General features: G+C 71.0%; 28 protein-coding genes and 1 other RNA gene. 14 read left to right on the forward strand and 15 right to left on the reverse strand.

Annotation, left to right across the window (positions count from 1 at the left end; all coding sequences use genetic code 11):
* Positions 1-9: 9 nt before the first annotated feature.
* A complete protein-coding gene (hrcA, locus tag QFW80_RS04945) occupies positions 10-1,074 on the reverse strand; it encodes a heat-inducible transcriptional repressor HrcA (RefSeq protein ID WP_280600251.1) in 1,065 nt (354 codons plus the stop codon).
* Between the two features lie 211 nt (positions 1,075-1,285).
* Here hrcA and recN point away from each other — a divergent pair, with 211 nt between their 5' ends.
* Entirely contained in the window at positions 1,286-2,953 is a 1,668-nt protein-coding gene (gene recN, locus QFW80_RS04950; protein ID WP_280600252.1) for a DNA repair protein RecN, read from the forward strand.
* Between the two features lie 24 nt (positions 2,954-2,977).
* Here recN and QFW80_RS04955 read toward each other — a convergent pair whose 3' ends face one another.
* The gene (locus QFW80_RS04955) at positions 2,978-3,382 is read right to left on the reverse strand and encodes a Fur family transcriptional regulator (RefSeq protein ID WP_280600253.1); all 405 of its coding nucleotides are present in this window, start codon (positions 3,380-3,382) and stop codon (positions 2,978-2,980) included.
* Positions 3,383-3,501: 119 nt separating this feature from the next.
* Here QFW80_RS04955 and QFW80_RS04960 point away from each other — a divergent pair, with 119 nt between their 5' ends.
* Positions 3,502-3,888: an outer membrane protein assembly factor BamE gene (locus tag QFW80_RS04960; protein ID WP_280600624.1), complete on the forward strand. Its 387-nt coding sequence runs from the start codon at positions 3,502-3,504 to the stop codon at positions 3,886-3,888.
* Here the strand turns inward: QFW80_RS04960 and QFW80_RS04965 are convergent.
* Complete coding sequence (locus QFW80_RS04965; protein WP_425603499.1) at positions 3,885-4,163, reverse strand: RnfH family protein; 279 nt, start codon at positions 4,161-4,163, stop codon at positions 3,885-3,887. The two genes, QFW80_RS04960 and QFW80_RS04965, sit on opposite strands and share 4 nt — an antisense overlap.
* 6 nt (positions 4,164-4,169) lie before the next feature.
* Positions 4,170-4,598 (reverse strand): type II toxin-antitoxin system RatA family toxin, encoded by a 429-nt coding sequence (locus QFW80_RS04970; RefSeq protein WP_280600255.1) that lies wholly within the window; start codon positions 4,596-4,598, stop codon positions 4,170-4,172.
* A 40-nt stretch (positions 4,599-4,638) separates the two neighbouring features.
* On the opposite strand from QFW80_RS04970, the gene smpB reads away from it, so the two are divergent.
* Complete coding sequence (smpB, locus tag QFW80_RS04975) at positions 4,639-5,130, forward strand: SsrA-binding protein SmpB (protein ID WP_280600256.1); 492 nt, start codon at positions 4,639-4,641, stop codon at positions 5,128-5,130.
* Between the two features lie 27 nt (positions 5,131-5,157).
* Here the strand turns inward: smpB and QFW80_RS04980 are convergent, their stop codons facing one another.
* On the reverse strand, positions 5,158-7,383 hold the full coding sequence (locus QFW80_RS04980) for a CHASE domain-containing protein (RefSeq protein WP_280600257.1): 2,226 nt from the start codon (positions 7,381-7,383) through the stop codon (positions 5,158-5,160).
* A gap of 201 nt (positions 7,384-7,584) precedes the next feature.
* Here QFW80_RS04980 and ssrA point away from each other — a divergent pair.
* Positions 7,585-7,937, forward strand: a transfer-messenger RNA (tmRNA) gene (gene ssrA / locus QFW80_RS04985).
* Between the two features lie 106 nt (positions 7,938-8,043).
* Here the strand turns inward: ssrA and QFW80_RS04990 are convergent.
* The 10 genes from QFW80_RS04990 to QFW80_RS05035 all read right to left on the reverse strand — a co-directional run bounded on the left by QFW80_RS04990 (position 8,044) and on the right by QFW80_RS05035 (position 18,017).
* On the reverse strand, positions 8,044-8,718 hold the full coding sequence (locus tag QFW80_RS04990) for an SAM-dependent methyltransferase (protein ID WP_280600258.1): 675 nt from the start codon (positions 8,716-8,718) through the stop codon (positions 8,044-8,046).
* On the reverse strand, positions 8,715-10,076 hold the full coding sequence (locus QFW80_RS04995) for an APC family permease (protein WP_280600259.1): 1,362 nt from the start codon (positions 10,074-10,076) through the stop codon (positions 8,715-8,717). Before QFW80_RS04995 ends, QFW80_RS04990 begins: the two co-directional genes overlap by 4 nt.
* A 210-nt stretch (positions 10,077-10,286) precedes the next feature.
* Positions 10,287-10,964 (reverse strand): YiaD family glycine zipper/OmpA-like lipoprotein, encoded by a 678-nt coding sequence (locus tag QFW80_RS05000; RefSeq protein WP_425603500.1) that lies wholly within the window; start codon positions 10,962-10,964, stop codon positions 10,287-10,289.
* Positions 10,965-11,299: 335 nt separating this feature from the next.
* A complete protein-coding gene (locus QFW80_RS05005) occupies positions 11,300-12,718 on the reverse strand; it encodes a cryptochrome/photolyase family protein (protein ID WP_280600260.1) in 1,419 nt (472 codons plus the stop codon).
* Between the two features lie 33 nt (positions 12,719-12,751).
* Positions 12,752-13,900: an alanine racemase gene (gene alr, locus QFW80_RS05010; RefSeq protein WP_280600261.1), complete on the reverse strand. Its 1,149-nt coding sequence runs from the start codon at positions 13,898-13,900 to the stop codon at positions 12,752-12,754.
* Between the two features lie 208 nt (positions 13,901-14,108).
* Positions 14,109-15,509 (reverse strand): replicative DNA helicase, encoded by a 1,401-nt coding sequence (locus QFW80_RS05015; protein WP_280600262.1) that lies wholly within the window; start codon positions 15,507-15,509, stop codon positions 14,109-14,111.
* Between the two features lie 696 nt (positions 15,510-16,205).
* On the reverse strand, positions 16,206-16,658 hold the full coding sequence (rplI, locus tag QFW80_RS05020; RefSeq protein ID WP_280600263.1) for a 50S ribosomal protein L9: 453 nt from the start codon (positions 16,656-16,658) through the stop codon (positions 16,206-16,208).
* Positions 16,659-16,803: 145 nt separating this feature from the next.
* Complete coding sequence (gene rpsR / locus QFW80_RS05025) at positions 16,804-17,034, reverse strand: 30S ribosomal protein S18 (RefSeq protein WP_146385085.1); 231 nt, start codon at positions 17,032-17,034, stop codon at positions 16,804-16,806.
* A gap of 11 nt (positions 17,035-17,045) precedes the next feature.
* Positions 17,046-17,486 carry a 30S ribosomal protein S6 gene (gene rpsF, locus QFW80_RS05030; protein WP_280600264.1) on the reverse strand — a complete coding sequence of 147 codons (441 nt, stop codon included), beginning with the start codon at positions 17,484-17,486 and terminating at the stop codon, positions 17,046-17,048.
* A gap of 189 nt (positions 17,487-17,675) precedes the next feature.
* Positions 17,676-18,017 (reverse strand): HesB/IscA family protein, encoded by a 342-nt coding sequence (locus QFW80_RS05035; protein WP_280600265.1) that lies wholly within the window; start codon positions 18,015-18,017, stop codon positions 17,676-17,678.
* Positions 18,018-18,120: 103 nt separating this feature from the next.
* Between QFW80_RS05035 and asnS the strand changes: the two genes are divergently transcribed.
* The 10 genes from asnS to QFW80_RS05085 are packed head-to-tail and all read left to right on the forward strand — an operon-like array spanning position 18,121 to position 25,530.
* On the forward strand, positions 18,121-19,521 hold the full coding sequence (asnS, locus tag QFW80_RS05040; RefSeq protein WP_280600266.1) for an asparagine--tRNA ligase: 1,401 nt from the start codon (positions 18,121-18,123) through the stop codon (positions 19,519-19,521).
* Positions 19,521-19,826: a hypothetical protein gene (locus QFW80_RS05045; protein ID WP_280600267.1), complete on the forward strand. Its 306-nt coding sequence runs from the start codon at positions 19,521-19,523 to the stop codon at positions 19,824-19,826. Before asnS ends, QFW80_RS05045 begins: the two co-directional genes overlap by 1 nt.
* The gene (locus QFW80_RS05050) at positions 19,823-20,143 is read left to right on the forward strand and encodes a hypothetical protein (RefSeq protein WP_280600268.1); all 321 of its coding nucleotides are present in this window, start codon (positions 19,823-19,825) and stop codon (positions 20,141-20,143) included. Before QFW80_RS05045 ends, QFW80_RS05050 begins: the two co-directional genes overlap by 4 nt.
* Positions 20,144-20,155: 12 nt before the next feature.
* Positions 20,156-20,776, forward strand: coding sequence for an FMN-binding negative transcriptional regulator (locus QFW80_RS05055; RefSeq protein WP_280600269.1), 621 nt, complete (start codon positions 20,156-20,158; stop codon positions 20,774-20,776).
* A gap of 13 nt (positions 20,777-20,789) precedes the next feature.
* Positions 20,790-21,575 carry an SDR family oxidoreductase gene (locus QFW80_RS05060; RefSeq protein ID WP_280600271.1) on the forward strand — a complete coding sequence of 262 codons (786 nt, stop codon included), beginning with the start codon at positions 20,790-20,792 and terminating at the stop codon, positions 21,573-21,575.
* A 6-nt stretch (positions 21,576-21,581) separates the two neighbouring features.
* The gene (gene nei, locus QFW80_RS05065; protein WP_280600273.1) at positions 21,582-22,397 is read left to right on the forward strand and encodes an endonuclease VIII; all 816 of its coding nucleotides are present in this window, start codon (positions 21,582-21,584) and stop codon (positions 22,395-22,397) included.
* Positions 22,398-22,432: 35 nt separating this feature from the next.
* A complete protein-coding gene (locus QFW80_RS05070; protein WP_280600275.1) occupies positions 22,433-23,860 on the forward strand; it encodes an aldehyde dehydrogenase in 1,428 nt (475 codons plus the stop codon).
* Positions 23,861-23,888: 28 nt separating this feature from the next.
* Entirely contained in the window at positions 23,889-24,551 is a 663-nt protein-coding gene (gene can, locus QFW80_RS05075; RefSeq protein WP_280600276.1) for a carbonate dehydratase, read from the forward strand.
* Positions 24,548-24,985 carry a RidA family protein gene (locus QFW80_RS05080; RefSeq protein WP_280600278.1) on the forward strand — a complete coding sequence of 146 codons (438 nt, stop codon included), beginning with the start codon at positions 24,548-24,550 and terminating at the stop codon, positions 24,983-24,985. The genes can and QFW80_RS05080 overlap by 4 nt, the downstream gene beginning before the upstream one ends.
* Entirely contained in the window at positions 24,982-25,530 is a 549-nt protein-coding gene (locus tag QFW80_RS05085) for a 3-hydroxyanthranilate 3,4-dioxygenase (protein ID WP_280600280.1), read from the forward strand. The genes QFW80_RS05080 and QFW80_RS05085 overlap by 4 nt, the downstream gene beginning before the upstream one ends.
* Positions 25,531-25,539 lie beyond the last annotated feature (9 nt).

The following is a 25,539-nucleotide window of genomic DNA, read 5'->3' on the forward strand; positions in this document are numbered from 1 at the left end:
ACCCGCCAGCTATGGGGCCGGCGGGTCGGGATTCAAGGCGGCGCCCAGCAGGTCGGCGGTGGCCTGCACCACCGGGATCACGCGGTCGTAGGCCATGCGCGTGGGGCCGATCACCCCCAGCACGCCCAGGACCTTGCCCGGGGCGCCGTAGGGCGCGGTCACCAGCGACACCCCTTCCAGCGGCGCGAGCCCGGTTTCTTCGCCGATGAAGATGCGCACGCCCGGGGCGCGGATGGTGCGCTCGAGCAGCTGCAGAATCTCGCGCTTGCGGGCGAAGGCCTCGAACAGGTCCCGCAGGCGATCGAGGTCGGACAGGTCCTGGACGCCGATCAGCCGGGTTTGGCCGGCCACCAGCATGTCGTCGCTGTCGGCCGGGGCCAGCGCCTGCTCGGCCAGCTCGACGGTGTGCGAGAGCAGCGCCTCCATCTCGTCGCGCGCGGCCTGCAGTTCGCGCACCAGGGTGCTGCGGATCTCGGCGACCGGCCGGCCGGCGAAATGCGCGTTCAGGTAATTGGCCACGCGCTCCAGTTCGCCCGACTCGAAGGGCCGCCGGGTCTGGATGATGCGGTTCTGCACGTCGTTGTCGGCGAACACCAGGATCGCCATCACCCGCGCCCCGTCCAGCGGCACGAAGTCGATGTGGCGGAAGGCGAACTGCTCCCGACGCGGCACCGAGACAACGCCGACGAAATGGGTCATCGCCGAGACCAGCTCCGAGGCGCTGCCGAGCAGCGCCTGGGTGGTGCCGGCGCCGGCGCCGGCCAGTTCGCCGCGCAGCCGCACCAGCTCCGCGCTGGGCAGTGGTTGCACCTGCAGCAGGGAATCGACGAACACCCGATAGCCCTGCGCGGTCGGGATCCGGCCGGCCGAGGTGTGCGGCGCCGCGAGCAGGCCCTGCTCTTCCAGGTCGGCGAGGATGTTGCGGATCGTCGCCGCGCTCACGTCGAGCCCCGAATGCCGGGCCAGGGTCTGCGAGCCGACCGGCTCGCCGTCGCGGATGTGGCGCGCGATCAGGGTCCGCAGCAGCTGGCGGGCGCGTGGATCGAGGGTACCGGCGGGCGGGCGTGCGGCCATCGTCCCGATTAGACCGCCTGAGCTCGGCGGGCCGCAAGCTCGGCGGCCGCGGCGCGAAGTCGAGGCGCCGCACGCGGGCCGTCCGACGACGGCAATGCGGCCCGTGGCGGTCGCGCCCCCGCCGCGGGGCCGTCAGTCCTGCTCCCGTGCGATGCGAAAGACGCGCATTGCGTCTCGGCTGTTGCGATGGCGGCGACTACACTGTGCGGCCATGCTCAGGCGCCTGACCCTCCGCGATTTCGCCGTCGTCTCGGCCTCCGAACTCGAATTCGGCCCGGGCATGACCGTCATTTCCGGCGAAACCGGCGCCGGCAAGTCGCTGCTGGTGGATGCCTTGGGCTTCCTGTCAGGGCTGCGCGCCGATGCCGGGATGGTGCGCCACGGCGCCCCCCGCGCCGAGCTGCACGCCGAATTCGACCCCGTCGACGCTCCCGCCGCGCTCGAGTGGCTGCGCGAGCAGGAGTTCGACGACGGCCAGGCCTGCACCCTGCGCCGCACCCTGCGCGCCGACGGCGGCTCGCGGGCCTGGATCAACGGCCGCCCGGCGACGCTCGCACAGCTCTCGCAGCTGGCCGGACTGCTGGTGGAGATCCATGGCCAGCATGAGCACCAGGCGCTGCTGGAGCGTTCGAGCCAGCTGGCGCTGCTGGATGCCTTCGGCGGCCACGAGGTCGAACTGGCGGCGGTGGGCGCGGCCGCGGCGCAGTGGAACGCGCTGCTGCGCGAACGCGAGTCGCTGTCGCGCACGGGCGACGTCTCCGAGCGCATCGACTGGCTGGGCCACCAGATCGCCGAACTCGAGCGCGAGGACCTGCGCCCCGGGGCGATCGACGCACTGGTGGCCGGCCATCGCCGTCAGGCCCATGCCGCCGGACTGATCGCCGCCTGCGACACTGCGCTGGCCACGCTGGCGGGTGACGACGGGCCGTCGCTGGTGCACGGGCTCGAACAGCTGCGCGGCGGCCTCTCCCGCGAGCGCGCGCACGAGCCGCGGCTGGACGAAGTCGACGCGATGCTCGACTCCGCCGCGATCCAGGTCGGCGAGGCCGCGCTCCTTCTGCAGCGCATCCGCGACGACCTCGACGTGGACCCGGCCCAGTTCGATATCCTCGACGCCACCCTCGCCCGCCTGCACGAACTGGCGCGCAAGCACCGCGTCGCGCCCGCCGAACTGGGCGAGCGGCAGGCGGCCTTCGTTCGCGAACTGGAATCGCTGCGCGACGCCGGCACCCGCCTGCAGGGCCTCGATGGCGAGATCGCCGCCGCCTCCGCCCGCTGGCGGGACGCGGCCGACGCGCTGGGCAAGGCGCGTGGCGCCGCCGCGTCACGGCTGTCGCAGGCGACCACCGCCCTGATCGCTGAGCTCGGGATGGGCGGCGGCCGCTTCGAGGTGGCGCTGGAACCGGTCGAACAGCAGCGCCCCGATCCGCAGGGCGGCGAACGGGTGGAATTCCTGGTGTCGGCCAACGCCGGCCAGCCGCCGAGGCCACTGCGCCGGGTGGCGTCGGGCGGCGAGCTGTCGCGGATCTCGCTGGCGATCGAGGTCGCGGCGCTCGGTTCGGACGCGGTGCCGACGATGGTGTTCGACGAGGTCGATTCGGGCATCGGCGGCGCGGTGGCCGAGATCGTCGGCCAGAAGCTGCGGGCGCTGGGCGCCAGCCGCCAGGTGCTGTGCGTGACCCACCTGCCGCAGGTCGCGGCGCAGGGCCACGCGCATTACCGCGTCAGCAAGGCCGACCGCGACGGGCTGACCCACAGCGCGGTCGAGCGCCTGGACCAGAAGCAGCGCCAGGAGGAACTGGCGCGCATGCTCGGGGGAATCGAAGTGTCGAAGGAAGCGCGGGCGGCGGCGCGCCGACTGCTGGGCGCCGCAGGCTGAGCCGCGGCACCGGGGGCGCGGAGCTCAGCGCTTGCGGCGGACGTAGAGCACCAGCGAATGCTCGTCGAGCACGTAGCCGTGCTCGCCCGCGATCTTGTTCAGCAGCGCCACGATTTCCGGGCTCTCGAACTCGGTGATCTGGCCGCTGCTCATGTCGACCATGTGGTAGTGGTGGTCGCCGCGGTCAAGTTCGTACAGCGCGTGCCCGCCCTCGAAGTTGTGCTTGGTCACCAGGCCCGCGGCCTCGAACTGGGTCAGCACGCGGTACACCGTCGCCAGGCCGATCTCGTCGCCCTGCTCAAGCAGCTGGCGGTAGATGTCCTCGGCGGTCATGTGCTGCCGGGGGGTCTTGAGCTCCAGCAGTTCGAGGATGCGCATCCGCGGATGCGTCACCTTCAGGCCGGCCTTGCGCAGATCCATCGATTCCATGGGGTCTCCCGTTCACAGGCGGTTTAGCGCCAGCTGCCTGGGTGCCGGTCGCGATGCGGCCGGGAGTGTATCATCGCGCCACTCCAGCCGACCCTTGAGCAGGCCCGCGTTCCATGCCCATGTCCCGCTTCGCGCTCGTCGCCCTGATCGCCGTGGCCACCGCCGGCTGCGGCCTGCTGTACAAGCAGCCGATCTACCAGGGCAACCTGATCGAACAGTCGGCCATCGAACAACTCCAGGTCGGCATGGACAAGCAGCAGGTGCTCACCCTGCTCGGCTCGCCCTCGATCGCCGATCCGTTCCACCACCAGCGCTGGGACTACACCGCCACCGAGCGCACCGACCGCCGCGGCCGCACCGAGGTCAAGAACATGACCCTGTGGTTCGAGAACGACCAGCTGGCGCGATGGGAAGGCGAGTATTTCGCCGAGCAGGACAAGGAACTGTCCGAGCGCATGCGCCGCTTCGGCAACCTGCCGCGCGAAAAGGGCAACCAGCGCCGCTAACGGCGCGTCCGGCCGGCCTGCGCCTGGGCGCGGCGGCGGCGGGCATCCTTCGGGTCGGCGAGCAGCGGCCCCAGCAATTCCAGTCGATCCCCGTCCCGCAGCGGCGCGTCCGGCTGCACGCGCTCGCCGTACACCGCGGTGCCCGCCACGCCGGCCTGCGCGATGCGCGTGGCGGCCAGCGCGTCGGCGACGGTCGCGCCCTCGGGCAGGGACAGATCCTCGGTGTCGAAACGGTCCGGCCAGGCGCGGACCACCTGCACCCGCACGCCGGCCACCACGCCTCAGGCCTCGGCGTCGGCCACGCGCACGAAATCGTCGACCATGCGGTCGGCCAGCCCGCGCAGGCCCAGCGACAGCACCGGCAGCATCAGGCTGCTCTGCGGCTCGAACTCGAGCGACAGCGAGACCTTGCACGCGCTTTCGTCCAGGGCGTGGAACCGCCACCGTCCCTGCAGGCGCCGGAACGGGCCGTCGCGCAGCGCCATGTCGATGTGGTGCGGCGGCGAAAGCGTGTTCTCGGTGGTGAACCAGGTGCGAAAGCCGCCGATCCCCAGTTCCAGCCGCGCCAGCATCCGGGTTTCGTCGGCTTCGAGCAGTTCCGCCTGCTCGCACCAGTCGAAGCGGCGCGGGTAGGCGGGGATGTCGTTGACCAGCTCGAACATCCGGGATGCGGAGTGTTCCACCAGCGCGCTGCGTTCGATCGTGGGCATGTGGCTCGCGTACGTGGCCGGCTTCGGGGACAATGGCCGGATGGCAAAGAAGGGCAAGGATAAGGCAAACGGCGACCGGACCATCGCGCTGAACAAGCGCGCGCGCCACGACTACCACCTCGAGCAGCGGTTCGAGGCGGGCATGGCGCTGCAGGGCTGGGAACTGAAGGCGATCCGCGCCGGCCGCGCCAACATCGGCGAAAGCTACGCCGTGGTCCGCGACGGCGAACTGTATCTGTTCGGCGCCCAGATCACGCCGCTGATCCAGGCCTCCACCCACGTGGTCGCCGACGCCTACCGCACCCGCAAGCTGCTGCTGCACCGGCGCGAGATCGACACCCTGATCGGCCGCGTGCAGCGCGACGGCTACACCCTGGTCCCCATCGCGCTCTACTGGAAGGGCAACAAGGTCAAGGCCGAACTGGCGCTGGCCAAGGGCAAGCAGGCGCACGACAAGCGCCAGACCTCGAAGGACCGCGACTGGGCGCGCGACCGCCAGCGGGTGATGCGCGCGCACAACCGCGACGCCTGATCCCGCGCCGGGTCGTCGCGGTGCGGCCTAGCAGTGGCCGTCCGATCCGGGCGCCGGCAGGGTGAAGCGGAACGTGGCGCCCTGCCCCACCACGCCTTCGGCTCGGATCGTGCCGCCGTGGCGTTCGACGATCCGCTTCACCGTGGCCAGGCCGATGCCGTGGCCTTCGTACTCGTCGGCGCCGTGCAGGCGCTGGAACGGGCGGAACAGCTTGGACGCATACGCCGGCTCGAAGCCGGCGCCGTTGTCGCGCACCAGCAGCGCGACGCGCCCGGGCGCGACCTCCGCATGCGGATCGGCATCGAACTCGATCCATGCGTCCGCGCGCGCGCCGGTGAACTTCCACGCGTTGCCGAGCAGGTTCTGCAGCAGGTTGCGCAGCAGCGCCGGATCGCCGCACGCGTGCAGGCCGGGGGCGATGCGCACCTCCACCACGCGCCCGGGATCGGCCTGGCGGAGGTCGGCGATCACGTCCCCTGCGAGCCGGGAGAGGTCGACATCGGCGTGCTGCAGCGGATCGCGCGTGATCCGCGACATCTTCAGCAGTGCATCGATCAGCGCATCCATGCGGTTGGCCGCGTTGCGCACGCGCGCCAGGTAGTCCTGGCCGTCGGGGCCGATCGATGCGGCGAAGCGCTCGCCCAGCAGCCGGCTGAAACCCTCCACGGTGCGCAGCGGCGCGCGCAGGTCGTGCGAGACGCTGTAGGCGAACGACTCCAGTTCGTGGTTGGCGAGCGTCAGCTCGCGCGTGCGCTGCTCGACCCGCGCCTCCAGCGTCCGGTTGAGCAGGCGTACCTCCTGTTCGGCGCGCAGGCGGTCGGTGACGTCGTCCACCTGCACCAGCGCGGCCACGTCGCTGCCGATGTCGCCGGGGACCGCGGTGTGCACCAGCTCCACCAGCCGGATGTCGCCGTCGCTGCGACGCAGCTGCAGGGTGGTCGGTCCCGCCTGCTCCCCGCCCAGTGCCACCTCCACCGCCGGGTCGACGAAGCTGTCGGCAAACGCGGTGCCCGGCAGCGCCTGGGGCGGCGCCCCGACGATGCGCGCCAGCGCCGGATTCGCTTCGACGATGCGCCCTGCCCCGTCCAGCAGCGCGATCCCGCTGCCCGAATACAGCATCGCGTGGCGGAACCGCTGCTCGCTGCGCCGGTAGGATTCGCTCATCGCTTCGGCCAGCCGCTCGGCACGCGACTGCGTATGCGCCAGCGCCAGCACCACCGCGAAAAGCAGCAGCGACACGACCACTCCCGCGGCGACGGTCGTCTGCAGGTCCGACGAGTACCCTCCGACCGCGGCGCCGTCGCCCACCACGGGCGACTGGAAGTCCACCCGCCAGCGCCGGCCGTACACGTCCAGGGTGTCGCTGTGGCGCAGCACCCCCGCCTCCGGCCCGTCGGTGAAGCCGGGGGCGGCATAGACGACCATGCCGGCCTCGCCCTCGCCGATGTCCACGATCCGCAGCGCCTCGCCCGCCCCCAGTTGCGCCAGCGCGCCGTCGATGAAGGTGCGGGCGTGGAACGGGGCGTAGATCCAGCCCGAGATCGCCGCCCGGCGCGCCGCCAGGTTCGAGGGCTGGATGCCGTTGGCGTAGATCGGCGCGTACATCAGCAGACCGTTGCGGCGGCCATCGCGGCCGCGCTGGATCAGGTCCACCGGGGCGCTGAGCCGCACCTCGCCGCTGTCGCGCGCGGCGGCCATCGCCTCGTGGCGCGTGGCCTCGGCGAACATGTCGAAGCCGATCGCGCTGCGGTTGCCGATCGTCTGCGGTTCGAGCATGAGGATCGGGCCGTAGGCCTCGCGCGCGCCATGCGGGCGGATCTGGAACAGTCCCTGCCCCTCCTCGCGCATCGCCAGCTGCAGCGCTTCCAGGTCGCTGCGCCGCAGGTATGGGACGTAGCCCAGCCCCAGCAGGCCGTCGAACTGCCGTTCGATGTCGAGCCCGCCGACGTAGTCCCGCCATTGCCGCGGGGTCGGCCGCGACACGGACCAGTACAGCGAGACGCCGCCGCGCAGAGCCAGCTCGTAGTGCAACAGGCGCTGGCGCAGCAGCATCGCGATCTCGTTGGTCTGGGCGACGAACTCGGCCTGGCGCACGCGCTGCTCGCGCTCGCCGGCCGCCTGTGCGTACAGCCAGACCATCAGCAGCGCGCCGATCAGCACCAGCGCCGCCAGCACGTAGCCGCGTCGCGGCGCCGGGCGGGCGGCGTCCGTCCTGGGCGTGTTCCTGGGCTCCCCGGGCATCCGACGCGGCATCGCGACAGCATACCGGCCCGGAGGCCCGGTCCGCCCGCGCCGGTCGCTGCGGCCCGGCGCAGGTGCGCAGCGAACGGTCGACGCGGCGCATGCCGGCGCGCGCCGGCGGCCCATCTGAACGCAGCGAGGCATTCCCCGGCCGCACCCTTGCACCGCCCCCGGCCGGCCCTATACTCACTGCGTCAGCGTGATGACGTCCCCGGGGGTGCACTGGCTTCGACGGGGGTCGCGAAATCATCTGGTGCATGCCGAGGGGGCAGCTTTCCTCGTAAATCCAGCGGCAAACTCATAGTTGCCAACGACGACAACTACGCTCTCGCCGCTTAAGGCGTAAGCCCCGAACCCACTTGTGCCCGTGCTCGTGGATGTAGGGTCACTATCACGGGAACCAGCCGCGACGGTTGCCTGTCTGCCGCGGTTGAACTCACAGGCTGGTTCCGGGATGCGCTCTGCGCGCCGTGCTGTCCCGGAGCGAGATCCAACGACGCGATAAGCATGTAGAACCGGGGATGGAGTGCCTTCGGACGCGGGTTCAATTCCCGCCACCTCCACCAACACCGAACCCCAGCCGCGGCCCGGCTGGGGTTTTTTGTGTCCGCGTCGCTCGTGCGCGCGCTTCGCCCCGGGACATGGCGGGCCGACCGCCGACCGGCAGCGCGGCTACCGCTTCGGCACCGTCCACAGGTAGATGGTGCTGCTGTCGACCTGGCGCACCTGCTCGGGCGGCCAGTCCTCGCCCATGTCGAAGGCATGGCTGACGATGCGGGTGCCGGGCCGCAGCTCGGCCAGCAGCTTCGGACGCAGCTTCCGGTTCAGGCTCTGCAGCAGGTACAGCGTGACCACCGAGGCTTCGCTGAAGTCGGCTTCGAACAGGTCCTCCTGGCGGAAGGTCACCAGGTCGGTCACGCCGGCGGCGCGCGCGTTGGCGTTCGCTTCGCGGATGCGCACCGGCTCGATGTCGATGCCGACCGCGCGGATGCCGAACCGGCGCGCGGCGGTGATCGGGATGCGGCCGTCGCCCGAGCCCAGGTCGTACAGCAGGTCGCTGCCATCGACGCCCGCGAGTTCGAGCATGGCGTCGACCACCGGCTGCGGGGTGGGCACGTAGATCACGTCAGGTTCGCGGTAGCCGGGCGGGCGCGCCTCGCGGGTGTACGAATCCCGGTAGACCATGCCGGGTGCCTCGCTGGCATCGCCGTCCGTTGCAGGGGGCGCGGACGACTCCGCCCGTGCGGAGGACGCCGCCGGCACCTCCGGCTCCGGCGGCGCATCGGCGCAGGCGCCCAGCAGCGGCAGGCACAGCAGCAGGAGGGCGAATGTCCGGCGGACGGTCATGGCGAAGACTCCCTTGGATGCGGCGACGGATGGAGCAACGGTAGCAGCAGCGCGCCGGCGGCAAGCACAGCCACGCCCACCAGCGCGCCGAACCCGGTGTAGGCCAGGCTCGCGTACAGCAGGTATGCGCTGGTGGCGCAGAACAGCAGCGGCAGCGCCGGATACAGCGGCACGCGGAAGGGACGCCTGGCACCGGGGTCGCGCCGGCGCAGCACGAACAGCGCCACGCCGACCAGCAGGAAGAACAGCCAGAACACCGGCGCGGTGTACTCGACCGCCATGCGGAAGCCGTCCAGCGCGGTGGCGGCCAGGCCCACCAGCGCCAGCGACAGCCCGCCCTGCACCAGCACCGCACCCCGCGGCGACCCGTGGCGGCCGTTCCAGTCGCCGATCATTCCCAGCGCGGGGAAATCCCGCCCGACCGCATACACCCCGCGCGCGCCGGTGATCAGCGTGGCGTTGGCCGAGGTGAGCGCGGCCACCACCACGATCGCGCTCATGACGCTCGCGCCGGTGCCGCCGAAGACCGCGCGCATCATGTCCGCCGCGACCGCGTCCGACGCCGCCATCCCGCCCAGCCCCAGCACCCGCAGGTACGCCAGGTTCGCCAGCACGTACAGCGCGGCGATCGCGATCAGGCTCAGGGTGAGGATCCGCGGCATCCAGCGGCGCGCGTCGCGCACCTCCGCGGTCAGGTACACCGCCTCGTTCCAGCCGCCGTAGGTCAGCAACACGAACACCAGCACCAGCCCGAGCGACCCGTCGCTGGCCTCGGCCGGGCGCGGCAGCGCGCTCGCGTCCGGAGCGAACAGCAGGCCGGCGGCGATCACCAGGCACAGGCCCAGCACTTCGACCGCGGTCAGCACGTTCTGCAATCCCGCGCCCTGGCGCACGCCCCACCAGTTGCACAGCGTCAGCATCGCCACCGTGACCGCGGCATAGATCGACGACGACCATGGCCCGAGATCGAGCAACTGGCGCATGTAGTCGCCTACCACGTAGGCCAGCAGCACGATCGAACCGGTCTGGATCACCGTCAACCGGGCCCATGCATACAGGAATGCGGGGCGCAGGCCGTAGGCGCGCCGCAGGTAGGCGTAGTCGCCTCCCGGCCCGGGATAGGTGGTGGCGAGTTCCGCGTAGCACAGCGCGCCGACCAGCGAGAGCAGGCCCCCGCCGACCCAGGCCAGCAGCATCGCGACCTCGTCCGGCGCCGCGCCAGCCACCAGCGAAGGGGTGCGGAAGATGCCGGCGCCGACCACGATACCGATCGTGACCGCGAATGCCTCGCGCCTGCCGAGGACCGGTCGCGGGCGCGCGGGAGCGGCGGATGACGGGGTCGATCCTGCGGATTGCATGCTCGTCGGACGGGCGCGACGCGCGGCGCGCGTCGCATCCGTTCCGATTGGAGCAAGCGCTCCATTCGCGGAACGTGAATGCCGCCTCGAGCTCCCTTGCGCGCCGGGAAGTGCGAGCGCAGTCGCGGCAATGGCCCCTCAAAAAAAGAGGGCCGCACTAGCGGCCCTCCTACGTTCTAATCGAGACGACGCGCGACGGCGTCGATCCGCTTACGACTGCAGCGGCACGATCCGGATCTCGACCCGACGATTGAGCGCGCGACCCTGCTCGGTGGCATTGTCGGCCACCGGGTAGCGGTAGCCGAAGCCCGCCACCTCGAAGCGCTCGCGCTGCAGGCCCTGGCCGATCAGGTAGGTGGCGACGTTCTGCGCGCGCTGCTCGGAGATGCGCTGGTTCACCGCCTCGCCGCCGACGTTGTCGGTGTGGCCGCTGACCTCGACGATGGTCTGGTTGTACTGGCGCAGCGTCGTGGCGACGTTGTTGAGCGCCGGGTAGAACTGCGGCTTGAGCTCGGTGCGGTTGAAGTCGAAGGTCACGCCATCGGGCAGGTTGAGCTTGATGGTGTCGCCCTCGCGGTCGACCTGGATGCCGGTGCCCGCGGTCTGGCGGCGCAGTTCGGCTTCCTGGCGATCCTGGTAGGCGCCGATCGCACCGCCGGCCAGGCCACCGACGCCGGCGCCGACCATCGCGCGCTGGCGGCGCTCGGTGGCGTCGCCGCCGCTGAGCAGGCCGGCCACAGCGCCGATGCCGGCACCGATCAGGGCGTTGTTCCGGGTGCGGTTGGGATCGTCGGGGGCGTTGGTCTGACCGGTGTAGGTCGCGCAGCTGGTGAGCAGCATCGAGCCGGCGAGGATGGCCGAGGCGGCGATCGCGTTCTTCTGGCGCATGGGTGCGGTCTCCTGGGCGCGGGCGGCGCCCGCGTCGATGTGAAGGGGTCGCCATCACACCACGGCGTCCGCCAACGGCGGGTGACGGGAATCGCCCCGGATCCGCGCCGCACTGTCGCTGTTCAGGAAACCCGTTCGCGCCGTCATCGCGCGACCTGCCGGCGATCGCGCCGGCCGGCGTCGCGGCAACTGTGGATGTTCGGATGGAGCGCGCCAGGGTACGCCGCCAGGACACTCCGCAGGCGCTGCGGATGCGGGTCGGGAACGATCGCTGCCCATCACGGGGCGCAGGGGAGCGACGCGTCGCTCGATGCGCGGCGAACCCGCGGCAGGCGTCAGCCGCCCGCCCCGTCCTTCAGTGCGCGGTAGGCCGCCAGCGCCGCCTCCCGTCCGGCGGCGAGATCCGCGATCGGATGCGGCGGATAATCCGGCGCGTGGCGGCGCAGCTTGCCCGGGTCCGTCCAGGGCGCGTGCCGCAGCGACACCGGCAGCCCGGCCAGTTCCGGCACCCAGCGGGCGACGTAGCGTCCGTCCGGGTCGAACTTGGACGATTGCGTCACGGGATTGAAAACGCGGAAGTACGGAGACGCGTCGGCGCCGGTGCCGGCCACCCACTGCCAGCCGAGGGTATTGTTCGCCAGGTCGGCATCCACCAGCGTGTCCCAGAACCAGCGCGCGCCCTCGCGCCAGTGCTGGCGCATGTGTTTGCACAGGTAGCTGGCCACGATCATGCGCACGCGGTTGTGCATCCAGCCGGTGTGCCACAGCTCCCGCAGCCCGGCATCGACGATCGGCACGCCGGTACGGCCGGTGCGCCAGGCCTCCAGCGTACGGCCGTCGCGCTTCGCCCATGCGAAGTCGTCGAAGCGCGGATTGAAATTACCCTCGGGGGTGTGCGGGAAATGGTGCAGCAGGTGGTGGGCGAACTCGCGCCAGCCCAGTTCGCGGACGTAGGCGCCGTTGGCGGCCGTGCGAACCTCCTCCAGCGCGGACACGACGCGCCACGGCGCGATCTCGCCGAAATGCAGGTGCGGCGACAGGCGCGAGGTGCCGACCTGGTCGGGCCGGTCGCGGCCCTCGCGATAGCCGCGCAGCGCACCGTCGACGAAGACGTCCAGCGCCTCGTGGGCGCCGGCCTCGCCAGGGATCCAGTGGTCCCAGAACGTCGCGTCCCAGCCGCGTGCCGGGCGCAGCTTCAGCTGCTCGAGCGCGATGCCGTCCGGATCCCCGTCGAGGTCGGGCAGCGAACGCGGCGCGTCGATCGTCGCGGGCATGTGCCAGTTCGCCAGCGCCGAGCGCCAGAACGGGGTGAACACGCGGTACGGATCCCCCTGCTTGGTCGCGCGCTGCCAGGGTTCGAACATCAGCGCGCCGTTGAAGCTCTCGGCGCGCAGTCCCTGCTCGCGCAGCGCCCGCTTGATGGTCGCGTCGCGACGTTCGACGGCCGGCTCGTAGCGACGGGTCCAGTACACGGCCTCGGCATCGCACGCGGCCGCCAGCGCCTCGAGCACCGCCCGGCTCGGTCCGCGGAAGATCCGCAGGCGCGAACCGCGCTCGCGCAGGTCGGCATCCAGCGCGGCCAGCGAATGGTGGCGCCACGCGTCCGAGGCCGCGCCGGGCGCCCAGTCGCCCTCCTCCTCCGGCTCGTGGATGTAGATGCACACGGGCACCTGTCCGGCGGCCAGGGCCGCGGCCAGCGCAGGCTGATCCGACAGGCGCAGGTCGTTGCGGAACCAGACGAGGGCATTGGCCATGGCGCAGTATCGGCGGGCGCGGTCGAGGCCGCGTCAATCCGAGGCCGGTCCGGGCGCGGCCCCGACACGATACTCGCGCGGGATGCGTTCGTTGAGCTGCACCAGGATCTCGTACGGAATCGTTCCCGCGTCCACGGCCACCTCCTCCACCCGGATTGCCTCGCCTTCCTGCCCGCCCACCAGGACCACCTCGTCCTCGTTGAAGGCGCTGGCATCGCCGATGTCGACCATGAACTGGTCCATGCATACCCGGCCCGCGATGGGATGCCGCCGCCCGTGCACCAGCACCTGCCCGCGCGAGGACAGCGCCCGCGGCCAGCCGTCGCCGTAGCCGATCGGCACGGTGATCACGCGGGTGTCGCGCGGCGCAGTCCAGGTGGCGCCATAGCTGACCGTCGAACCTGCGCGCACCACCTTGAAGTACACCACCTGCGAGACCAGCGACAGCGCCGGCCGCACCGCGACCGCCGCCCGCGCCGCGGCGTCGGGCAGCACGCCGTAGAGCAGGATGCCCGGCCGCACCATGTCCAGGTGCGTCTGCGGGAAGTGCAGGATCCCGCCGGAGTTGGCGAGGTGGCGCGCCGGCATCGGCGCCCCGATGCGGTCGAAGTGCGCACAGGCCTCGAGGAAGCGTTCGAGCTGCAGCGCGGTCATCGGCGAGGCGGGATCGTCGGCGCACGCCAGGTGTGAATAGACTCCGACGACCTCGCACCAGCGCGAACCCGCCGCCGCCTCGACGAATGGCCCGGCATTGGCGTGCTGCACGCCGATCCGGCCCATGCCGGTGTCGATCTTGAGGTGGATCGCCGCGCGACGCCCCATCGCCTCCGCGAGCTGCTCGACCTGGCGCAGCTTGGACAGCGACGACACCGTGATCTCCAGGCCATAGCGCAGGAACAGTTCGACCTGCGGCCCGAAGATCCCGCCGAGCACCAGGATGGGCAATCCGACACCGGCCTCGCGCAGCGCGATCGCCTCCTCCACGAACGCCACCCCGAATCGGGTCGCGCCATGCGCCTGCAGGTGCCGCGCCACCGGTACCAGCCCGTGGCCGTAGGCGTTCGCCTTGACGATCGGCATGACCGGCACGCCCGCATGGGCACCGATCGCCCGCAGGTTGCCGGCGATCGCGTCGAGGTCGACCACGATGCGGGTGGGCCGCCGGGTGAAGGTCGTGCTCAAGCTGGCATGTCCTGACGTCGAGTCGTCCGCGGCGCCGCCGCGCACCCGGATTCTAGCCGCCGCACGCCCGTCGACTCGGCACCGGGCGGCCTCGGCGCGCTGCCCCGCCGTTCCCGACCGCGACCAGCGCCTGCCGCCGCCCGGCGATCACCCGCGTCGCCTGCGCGCAGCGTCGCTCGGCGGGTCCGCGGCCGCGTCGCCCGGCCGGCTACTCGAAGCTTCCGATCGAGTCGTGCGCCAGGTTGTCGAAGCGGGTGTACTCGCCGAAGAACTTGAGCTTGAGCGAGCCGGTCGGGCCGTTACGCTGCTTGCCGATGATCACTTCGGCCAGGCCTTTATCCGGCGAGTTTTCCTTGTTGTAGTACTCGTCGCGGTAGATGAAGATGATCACGTCCGCGTCCTGCTCGATGGCGCCGGATTCGCGCAGGTCGGCCATCACCGGGCGCTTGTCGGTGCGCGTTTCCAGCGAGCGGTTGAGCTGCGACAGCGCGATCACCGGCACGTTGAGCTCCTTGGCCAGTGCCTTGAGCGAGCGGCTGATCTCGGAGATCTCGGTGGCGCGGTTCTCGCTGTTGCCGGGGACCTGCATCAGCTGCAGATAGTCGATCACGATCAGGCCCAGGTCGTGCTCGCGCTTGAGCCGGCGCGCCTTGGCGCGCAGCACGTCGGGCGAGAGCGCGGGCGTGTCGTCGATGAAGATGCGCGCGTCCTTGATCAGGCGGATCGCGCTGGTCACGCGGCTCCAGTCCTCGTCCTCGAGCTGTCCGGTGCGCAGGCGGGTCGCGTTCACGCGTCCGACCGACGAGATCAGGCGCAGCGCCAGCTGGCTGGCCGACATTTCCATCGAGAACACGGCGACCGCCTTCTTGGTCTTCATCGCCGCGTACTCGGCCATGTTCAGCGCCAGCGTGGTCTTGCCCATCGACGGACGCGCGGCCAGGATCAGCAGGTCGGTCGGCTGCAGGCCCGCGGTCATCTCGTCGAACTCGGTGTAGCCGGTGGGCATACCGGTGATGCCGCCGCCGTTGGCGTGGCGCGTCTGCAGGATGTCGAACGCCTCGCGCATGGCGTCGTTGACGGCGGTGAAGTCCTGGCGCCCGCGCGCGCCGAGTTCGGCGATCGCGAACACCTCCTGCTCGGCCTTGGCCAGCAGTTCGCTGCTGTCGCGGCCTTCGGGCTGGAAGCCGTCGTTGACGATGCCGGTGCCGACCTCGATCAGCTGGCGCAGGATCGCCTTGTCGCGCACGATCTCGGCGTAGGCCTTGATGTTGGCCGCCGACGGCGTGGTGCTGGCCAGCTCCACCAGGTACGCGCCGCCCGCCACCTGTTCGGCCAGGCCCTGCGATTCGAACCACTCGCCCAGGGTGACGGCGTCGAACGGCTTGTTCTTCTCGGCCAGTTCGCGGATCGCGCGATAGATCAGCTGGTGGTCGCGACGGTAGAAATCGACGTCGGCCAGCAGGTCGGCGATGCGGTCGAACGCCTCGGGCGCGAGCATCAGCCCGCCGAGGACGGCCTGTTCGGCTTCCACCGACTGCGGCGGAATGCGCAACTGTTCGATACGGCTGTCTTGACGGGCTTCCTGACGGAAGCCGGGGCGTGCGGACATCAGCGGGGTGACTCCCGGCGGCGGACCTTGGAAGCGGTCCTGTTGTTGTTCTGAAGCGGTCATCGTAGCGGCGGCGGCTGTGGAGTCGCGACGGAACAAGCTGTGGATAACACTTCTATCGTCGTTGCGTCGCAGCAGGCGAGATCGTCCGCGCCAGCGAGACCCCGGCTCTGCCGACTGCAACGAGCCGGTCGTCTCGCCCAGGCGCGCCGACTTCGGACGGACGCCACATCCTGCCGGCGGCACGCCGCTCTTCCCTCGGTCAGGGCTCCTGCCCTGACTCGGGCGCGCGCCATCCATGGCGCGCTGGGCCGCGACCCACCGCCGCCAGGATGCGGCTCATCGAGTCGTCCAGCGCTTGGTATCGACAGGCCGCACTCCAGCAAAGCATGGTCCGCCCTCCGTAGCCCGTAGCCCGTAGCCCGTAGCCCGTAGCCCGTAGCCCGGATAAGCGAAGCGCATCCGGGAAGCGTGTCCTCCACAGCGCACCAGCACGTGGCCGGGCACCGCGATCGGCAGCGAGCTTTGCGCAGCGGCTCGTTCATGAACTCGCTCGTCACGCTTACTCCACGCGATCGGAGCGACGTCATCCAATACCGTCGTAGCCGCGTTCCGAAGCCCGCATCCTGCTTTCAGCGAGCCAGAAACGCGAAAGGCGCCCCGGAAGGCGCCTTCGCGTACGGCCTGGAGGGCGGTTCAAGCCGCTTCGGGCTCCACCACCACCTTGACCGTCGCTTCGGCGTCGGCGTGCAGGTGGATGGTGATCTCGAACTCGCCGGTGTTGCGCAGCGGGCCTTCGCCCAGCACCACTTCCGACTTGTTGACCGGCGTGCCGGCCTTGGTCAGGGCTTCGGCGATGTCGCGCGGGCCGACCGAGCCGTACAGCTTGCCCTCGGTGGACGCGTTGGCGTAGATAGTCACGCTCGCGCCTTCCAGCTTCGCCAGGCGCGACTGCGCCTCGTCGGCGATCGCCTGGGCCTTGGCCTCGTAGTCGGCGCGCTTGGCCTCGAACTCGGCCAGGTTGGCGGCGGTGGCCGGCACGGCCTTGCCCTGGGGCACGAGGAAGTTGCGGCCGTAGCCCGGCTTCACGCTGACCTTGTCGCCAAGGTTGCCGAGGTTGGTCACGCGCTGGAGCAGGATCAGATCCATGGGGTGTCTCCGTATTCGTTAGCGACGCCTCGCGCCGCAACGGTTGCTGTCCGAATCGGACGGATAGGGTCGAATCGACGTCTTGCGCGACGCCCTGCCCGACCGGGCGGGACGTCGCGAAGCGCCTCCCTCGGGAGGCGACCGGTCAGACGTTGTGGTTGTCGGTGTACGGGATCAGCGCGAGGAAACGCGCGCGCTTGACCGCGAGCGCCAGCTGGCGCTGGTAGCGCGACTTCGTGCCGGTGATGCGGCTGGGCACGATCTTGCCGTTCTCGGTGAGGTTCTGGCGCAGGGTATTGAGATCCTTGTAGTCGATCTCCTTGACACCCTCGGCGGTGAACTTGCAGAACTTGCGGCGGCGGAAGAACTTGGACATGTGCGTGCTCCTCAGGCGGCTTCGGCGTTGTCGGCCTTGTCGCCGTCGTTGTCTTTGTCGTTGGAGGACGACGGGGATTCCTCGTCGTCACGGCGGCGGCGGTCGCCGCGCTCGGGCTTGTCGCCCTTCTCGTCCTTGTTCTTCATGATCAGCGACTGCTCGGTGTCGGCCTCGTCGCGGCGCATGACCAGATGGCGCAGCACGGCGTCGTTGAAGCGGAAGCCCTCGACGAGCTCGTTGAGCACGTCCTGGCCGGCCTCGATGTTGAACAGCACGTAGTGGGCTTTGACCAGGTTGTTGATCGGATAGGCCAGCTGGCGGCGGCCCCAGTCCTCGAGCCGGTGGATCTTGCCTTCGCCGCCTTCGATGAGCGACTTGTAGCGCTCGATCATGGCCGGCACCTGCTCGCTCTGGTCCGGGTGGACCAGGAACACGATTTCATAGTGGCGCATCGGTTTTCCTTTCGGGTATCGGGCGCCCTCGCGGGCCGCCCTGGACAGCCCCCCGACGCCCGGACGGGCGCGGTGGAGCAAGGGCTCCCGGCGGCCGGGCCGCAGGGAGCCGCGCATTATGGCGGATCAATGACTTGCGGGCAAGCCAGCCCGGAAGACGGCCACCCCATGGGGCGAGCGCCCCGGCCCTCAGGCGGCCTTGTCGGCGTCGGTGGTGAAGCTCTCGCCGCAGCCGCATTCGGCCGCGGCATTGGGGTTGGCGAACACGAACTCGTGGTTCAGGCCCCGGCGGACGAAGTCGATGGTGGTGCCGTCGACCATCGGCAGGCTGGTCGCATCGACGTAGATGCGCACGCCGTCCTGCTCGCTCACGCGGTCGCCCTCGCGGGTGTCGCGGGCCAGGTCCACCGCGTACCCCCAGCCCGAGCACCCGGTGCGCTGCACGCCGAAGCGCAGGCCGAGCGCATCGGGCTCGCCCGCGAGGAACTGGCGGACGCGGTCGAAGGCGGCGGGCGTGAGCTGGATGGCCATGCGGGGATTCTATCGTGGGGCCGCTGAAACCGGCATGAGGACGCGCGGGGCCGCGCTAGACTGTGCCATCCGAACATCGGGTCCCTCCTCCAGGATTCAAGGCATGACGGTTTCCAGCGTCGAACACGCGCTCGCGGGCAGGATCCCCGCCGGCGGCGAAGTCACGGTCCGCGGCTGGGTGCGCACCCGGCGCGATTCCAAGGCCGGGCTGAGCTTCGTCAACGTCAGCGACGGCTCGTGCTTCGCGCCCATCCAGGTGGTGGCGCCGGTGACCCTGGCCAACTACGAATCGGAAGTGAAGCGCCTGACCGCCGGTTGCGCCGTGATCGCGCGCGGCACCCTGGTGCCCTCGCAGGGCCAGGGCCAGAGCTTCGAGATCCAGGCCGACGCGATCGAGGTCGTGGGCTGGGTGGAGGATCCGGAGACCTATCCGATCCAGCCCAAGGCGCATTCGCTGGAATTCCTGCGCGAGGTGGCGCACCTGCGCCCGCGCACCAACCTGTTCGGCGCCGTCACCCGCATCCGCCACTGCCTGGCGCAGGCGGCGCACCGGTATTTCCACGAGAACGGCTACTGCTGGATCAACACCCCGGTCATCACCACGTCCGACGCCGAAGGCGCCGGGCAGATGTTCCGGGTCTCGACGCTGGATCTGGCCAACCTGCCGCGCGGGGAACGTGGCGAGGTCGACTTCTCGCGCGATTTCTTCGGCAAAGAGGTGTTCCTGTCGGTGTCGGGCCAGCTCAACGTCGAGGCCTTCGCGCTGTCGATGAGCAAGGTGTACACGTTCGGGCCGACGTTCCGCGCGGAGAACAGCAACACCACGCGCCACCTGGCCGAGTTCTGGATGATCGAGCCGGAAATCGCCTTCGCCGACCTGGCCGAGGACGCGCGGGTGGCCGAGGAATTCCTGAAGTACCTGTTCCGCGCGGTGCTCGACGAGCGCGGCGACGACATGGCCTTCATCGCCGAGCGCGTGCAGAAGGACGCGATCACGCGGCTGGAGCGCTTCATCAATGCGCCGTTCGAGCGGATCGAATACACCGACGCGGTGGCGCTGCTGCAGAACTCGGGGCAGAAGTTCGACTTCCCGGTCGAATGGGGCCTGGACCTGCAGACCGAGCACGAGCGCTGGCTGACCGAACAGCACGTCGGCCGCCCGGTGGTGGTGACCAACTACCCCGAGCACATCAAGGCGTTCTACATGCGCCTGAACGACGACGGCAAGACGGTCGCGGCGATGGACGTGCTGGCGCCGGGCATCGGCGAGATCATCGGCGGCAGCCAGCGCGAGGAGCGTCTGGACGTGCTCGACGCGCGCATGGACCAGTTCGGCCTGGACCGCGAGCACTACGCCTGGTACCGCGACTTCCGCCGCTACGGCACCGTCCCGCACGCCGGCTTCGGCCTGGGCTTCGAGCGGCTGATCGTGTACGTCTGCGGGCTGTCGAACATCCGCGACGCCATCCCCTACCCGCGCGCGCCGGGCAACGCGGAGTACTGATGGTCCTGTTCCTGGCCCTGTGCTTCGTGGGCATCGCCATCGGCGGGCTGACCGCGTTCGTGATCTTCTGGCCGCTGGCGCTGGTGCACCTGCGCGACCGCCATCCGGACGTGCGCGCCACGCTCGGCGAGGGCGCGTTCCTGAGCCCCGGCGCGCTGGGCTGGCTGCTGGGCGGCCGCTACCGCGCGGTGCCTGATGCCCAGTTCACCGGGCTGGCGACGCCGGCGATGGTGTCGGGCTGGGTGATCCTGGGGGCGCTGGGCATGTCGGCGCTGCTGTGGCTGTGGTCGGTGGCGCTGCGATGAGCGCCGATACGACCCGCCACGTGCGCGAGGAATGGTGGCTGGCCTCGCTCGGCCGCACCATCGTCTGGGCGCGGCTGCGCGTGCGCGAGGCCGGCACCGCCGAGGTGTTCGACAGCGACGGCGCCACCCTGGTCTACGACAGCGAGGACACCGCGCGCGCCATGCTGATGGACGCCGACTTCGTGGCGTTCGAGGGCATGGACGAGGACGACGCCCTGGCACGCGGCTTTTCGCTGGCCGAACTGGCGCCGCCGGATGCCGGCAGCGAGGACGTGCTGCGCGCGCGCATGGTGCAGTCGCTCGGCGCGCGGGCCTGACCCGCCCGCGCCGTGTACACCCCGCGCGCCTTCGCCGAGACCGACCTGGCCCATCTCGACGCGCTGGTCGCGGCCGATCCCTTCGTCACCCTGGTCACCACCGGCGCCGACGGTGCGCCGTTCGCCAGCCACCTGCCCGTGCTGTACCGGCGCGACGGCGGGCACGTGCTGGTGGAAGGCCACTGGGCGAAGCCGAACCCGCAGGCGCAGCACAGCGGCCCGGCGCTGATGATCGTGCACGGCCCGCACGCCTACGTCTCGCCGTCGTGGTATCCGGACAAGGAGGCCGCGGCGCGGGTGCCGACCTGGAACTACGCCGTCGCGCACCTGTCGGGCACGCTGCATCCGTTCGCGGACGAGGACGCGCTGGCCGACCTTGTGTCGCGCCTGAGCGACCGGTTCGAGGCCAGCGTCGGCCAGGCCTGGCGCTTCGAACCCGGCCGCGACGACCACCGCCGCCAGCTGCGCGGCATCGTCGGCTTCCGCTTCGAGCCCGCGCACGTCGAACTGAAGTTCAAGCTCAACCAGAACCACCCGGTCGCGAACCGCGTGGCCGTGGCGCAGGCGCTGTCCGGCAGCGACGCAGCGGATGCGCGGGCGGTCGCGGCGCTGATGCGCGAGCGGCTGGACTGACGCGGAGGACGCGATGGATCTCGATCTCACCGGCCGCCACGCCCTGGTCTGCGGCGCCTCCGAAGGCATCGGCCGCGCGGCGGCGCACGAACTCGCGGCGCTTGGCGCCGACGTCACCGTCCTCGCGCGCCGGGCGCAGGCGCTCGAGGAGGTGGTCGCGGCCCTGCCGCGCCGCGACGCGCAGCGCCATCGCGCGCTCGCGGCCGACCTGCTCGATCGCGAGTCGCTGCGCGACACGCTGGACGCGCTGGTGGCGAAGGCGCCGGTGCACATCCTGGTCAACAACTCCGGGGGGCCGCCGGGCGGGCCGGTGTTCGCCGCGGACGAGGCCGCCTTCGTCGCCGCCTTCGGCCAGCACCTGCTCGCCGGCCACGCGCTGGTGCAGGCCGTCGTGCCGGGCATGCGCGCCGCGGGCTGGGGGCGGATCGTCAACGTGGTCTCGACTTCGGTATACGAGCCGATCGCGGGGCTGGGCGTGTCCAACACCGTCCGCGGCGCGGTCGCCGGCTGGGCCAAGACGCTCTCGCGCGAACTCGGTCCGCACGGGATCACCGTGAACAACGTGCTGCCGGGGTATACCGAGACCGCGCGCATCGAGCAGATCCTGCGCGACCGCACCGCCGCCAGCGGCAGGTCGCGCGAGGAGTTGGTGGCGACGATGCTGGCCAGCGTGCCGGTGGGCCGTTTCGCCCGTGCGGAGGAGCCCGCCGGCGTGATCGCCTTCCTGTGTTCGCCGGCCGCGGCCTACGTCAACGGCGTCTCGCTGGCGGTGGACGGCGGGCGCATGCAGTCGATCTGACGCCCGATGCCCGAAGGCCCCGAGATCCGCCGCGCCGCCGATCGCCTCGCCGAGGCCGTGGTCGGCGAGCCGCTGGTCTCGGCCTGGTTCGCGTTCCCGGCGCTCAAGCGCTTCGAGCGCGGCCTGCGCGGCCGCCGGATCCTGTCCATCGCCCCGCACGGCAAGGCGCTGCTGACCCGCTTCGACCACGGCTGGACGCTGTACAGCCACAACCAGCTCTACGGCGTGTGGCAGGTGGCGGCCGCGGGCGAGCGGCCCGACACCACGCGCTCGCTGCGGGTGGCGCTGGAGACGGCGGAGCGGGCGATCCTGCTCTACTCGGCCTCCGACGTGGCGATGTGGCGCGATGCCGATCTCGCCCGCCATCCATTCCTGTGCAAGCTCGGCCCGGACGTACTCGATCCCGCGCTGGATGCCGCCGCCGTGTCGCGGCGCCTGCGCGATCCGCGCTTCGCCACGCGCCGGCTCGACGCCCTGCTGCTCGACCAGGCCTTCCTCGCCGGCATGGGCAACTACCTGCGCGCCGAGGTGCTGTTCGAGGCGAAACTCTCGCCGCGCCTGCGCCCGGCCGACCTCGACGCCGCCCAGCGCAGGCGCCTGGCCCGGGCGCTGCTGGAGGTGCCGCGCCGCAGCTACCGCACCCGCGGCATCGAGCCGGCGCGCGGCATGCGCGGCGACTACCTCACCGACACCCCCGACGGCTTCCGCTTCCAGGTGTTCGACCGCGAAGGACTGCCCTGCCCGCGCTGCGGCACCCCGATCGTGCGCGAGACGCTGGCCGGGCGCCGGATGTACGCCTGCCCGGCCTGCCAGCCCGGCTGACGCGGCGCGCACGCGGGCGGCGTTAAGCTGGCGCCATGAAGCACTGCCGGCATTTCATCGAAGGCGCGTTCCGCGACGCCGCCGACGGCCAGTGGCTGGAGGTGGCCGAGCCGGCCAACGGACGCCCGCTGGCGCGGGCGGCTGCAGGCGATCGCACGGACGTGGAGGCGGCGGTGGCCGCGGCGGACGCCGCGTTCCCGTCCTGGTCGGCCCTGCCCAACGATGCGCGTGCGCGCTGGCTCGAGCGCCTGGCCGATGCGCTGGAGGCGAAAGCCGAACTGTTCGCCGAGGCCGAATCGCGCGATGCCGGCAAGCCGATCCGGCTGGCGCGCGAGATCGAGATCCCGCGCGCGATCGCCAACCTGCGCTTCTTCGCCCACGCCGCCACCCAGTTCGCCAGCGAATCCCACCACGGCCAGGCGGGGCTGAACTACACCCTGCGCCAGCCGCTGGGCGTGGTGGCCGCGATCTCGCCCTGGAACCTGCCGCTGTACCTGCTGACCTGGAAGATCGCGCCGGCGCTGGCCGCCGGCAACACGGTGGTGGCCAAGCCGTCGGAGGTCACGCCGCTGACGGCCACCATGCTGGCCGAACTGGCGCAGGAGATCGGCCTGCCGGCGGGCGTGCTCAACATCGTCCACGGCCGCGGCGCGGACGCCGGCGAGGCGCTGGTCGCCCATCCCCGGGTGCGCGCGGTGTCCTTCACCGGCAGCACCGCGGTCGGCACGCGCATCGCGTCGCTCGCCGCGCCGCAGCTGAAGAAGGTCTCGCTGGAACTCGGCGGCAAGAACGCGACCCTGGTGTTCGCCGACAGCGACTGGCAGGACCAGCTCGACACCCTCGTACGCTCGGCGTTCCAGAATAGCGGCCAGATCTGCCTGTGCGGCTCGCGCATCCTGGTCGAGCGCTCGATCCTGTCCGCCTTCACCGAGGCCTTCGTGGCGCGCGTGCGCGCGCTGCGCATCGGCGACCCGGTCGATCCGGACACCCAGTTCGGCCCGCTGGTCTCGCAGGCGCATTTCGACAAGGTGGTCGCGGCCCTGGCGCGCGCCCGCGACGAGGGCGGTCGCGTGCTGTGCGGCGGGGAGGCGCTCGACCGTCCCGGCTGGTTCGTCGCGCCCACGGTGATCGACGGGCTGGGCCCCGAATGCGCCAGCAACCGCGAGGAGATCTTCGGGCCGGTCGCCACGCTGCAGGCCTTCGACGACGAGACCGACGCCCTGCGCCTGGCCAATGCGGTGGAGTACGGCCTCTCGGCCTCGGTCTGGACCCGCGACCTCGACCGCGCCCACCGGCTGGCCGCCGCGCTGCGCGTGGGCATCGTGTGGATCAACGCCTGGATGCTGCGCGACCTGCGCACGCCGTTCGGCGGCACCGGCCGCTCCGGCCTGGGGCGCGAGGGCGGCATGGAGGCGATGCGCTTCTTCACCGAGCCCAGGAACGTGGCCATCGCTTTGCGATAATGGCCCGGACCCTTCCACGGAGACCGCGATGAGCCGACTGCAGGAACTGCTGGAGAAGAACGAAGCCTGGGCCGCCCGGATCGAGGCGGAGGACCCGACCTTCTTCAGCCGGCTCTCGGAGATCCAGACGCCGAAGTTCCTGTGGATCGGCTGCTCGGATTCGCGCGTGCCCGCCAACCAGATCGTCGACATGGCGCCGGGGGAGGTGTTCGTCCACCGCAACATCGCCAACGTGGTGGTGCACACCGACCTCAACTGCCTGTCGGTGATCCAGTTCGCGGTCGACGTGCTCAAGGTCGAGCACATCCTGGTGGTCGGCCACTACGGCTGCGGCGGCGTGCTGGCCGCGCTCAAGGGCATGCGCGTGGGCCTGGCCGACAACTGGATCCGGCACGTCAAGGACGTGGCCAACAAGCACGACCCGGTGCTGGGGGAGATCCCCGACGAGCGCCTGCGCCACGACCGCCTGTGCGAGCTCAACGTGCTCGAGCAGGTGTCCAACGTGTGCGAGACCACGATCGTGCGCGATGCCTGGTCGCGCGGGCAGAACGTGCACGTGTACGGCTGGGTCTACACCCTGCGCGACGGCCGGGTGCACGACCTCGGGCTCGACATCGACAGCGAGCAGGCGCTCGCCGACCAGTACGCGCCGGCCCTGGCGCGGATACGGGTCGACCGGGAAGACCGGTGACCGGCGTGGCGGGCGTACAGGCGGGCAACGCGCCGACGCCCGTCGGCCGCTACCCGCACGCGCGCCGCCACGGCGACCTGCTGTTCCTCTCGGGCATCGGCCCGCGCGATCCGGCGACCGATGCCGTCCCGGGCAACGTGCTCGACGCGGACGGACGGGTGGTCGCGCACGACATCGCCGCGCAGGCGCGCGCCGTGTTCGCCAACGTGCGCGCGGTGCTCGAGGCCGGCGGCGCCCGCTGGGAGGACCTGCTCGACGTGACCGTCTACCTCACCGACATGGCCGGCGACTTCGCCGGCTACAACGCGGTCTGGGCCGAGCACTTCCCGGACCCCGCCACCGCGCCCTGCCGCACCACGTTCGGCATCGACGCGCTGCCCACGCCGATCGCGATCGAGCTCAAGTGCATCGCCGCCCTGAGGACCTCGCCATGATCGCCGCCCCGCTCGACTTCCAGCAGTGGATCGAGGACAACCGCCACCTGCTGAAGCCGCCGGTGGGCAACAAGTGCCTGTACGACGGCGAGTTCATCGTGATGATCGTGGGCGGCCCCAATGCCCGCACCGACTACCACTGGGAGGAAGGCCCGGAGTGGTTCTACCAGCTCGAGGGCGAGATGGTGCTGCGCATCCAGGAAGAAGGGAAAGTGCGCGACATCCCGATCCGCGCCGGCGAGACCTTCCTGCTGCCGCCGCGGGTCGCGCACTCGCCGCAGCGCGCCGAGGGCTCGGTGGGCCTGGTGATCGAACGCCGGCGGCTGGCGCACGAGGACGACGGCCTGCTGTGGTTCTGCGAACGCTGCAACGCGAAGGTGTACGAGGAGTATTTCCACCTCGAGGACATCGAGCAGGACTTCTTCCGCGTGTTCGAGCGCTTCTACCGCGACGACGTGCTGCGCACCTGCAAGTCCTGCGGCCACCTCAACCCGCGCCCCTCGCGCTACGAACTGCAGGCCGATTCGCAGGCCGACATCACCTGAGGCCGCGAC

The sequence above is a fragment of the Luteimonas rhizosphaericola genome, from assembly GCF_029888045.1.
GTDB lineage: Bacteria > Pseudomonadota > Gammaproteobacteria > Xanthomonadales > Xanthomonadaceae > Luteimonas > Luteimonas rhizosphaericola.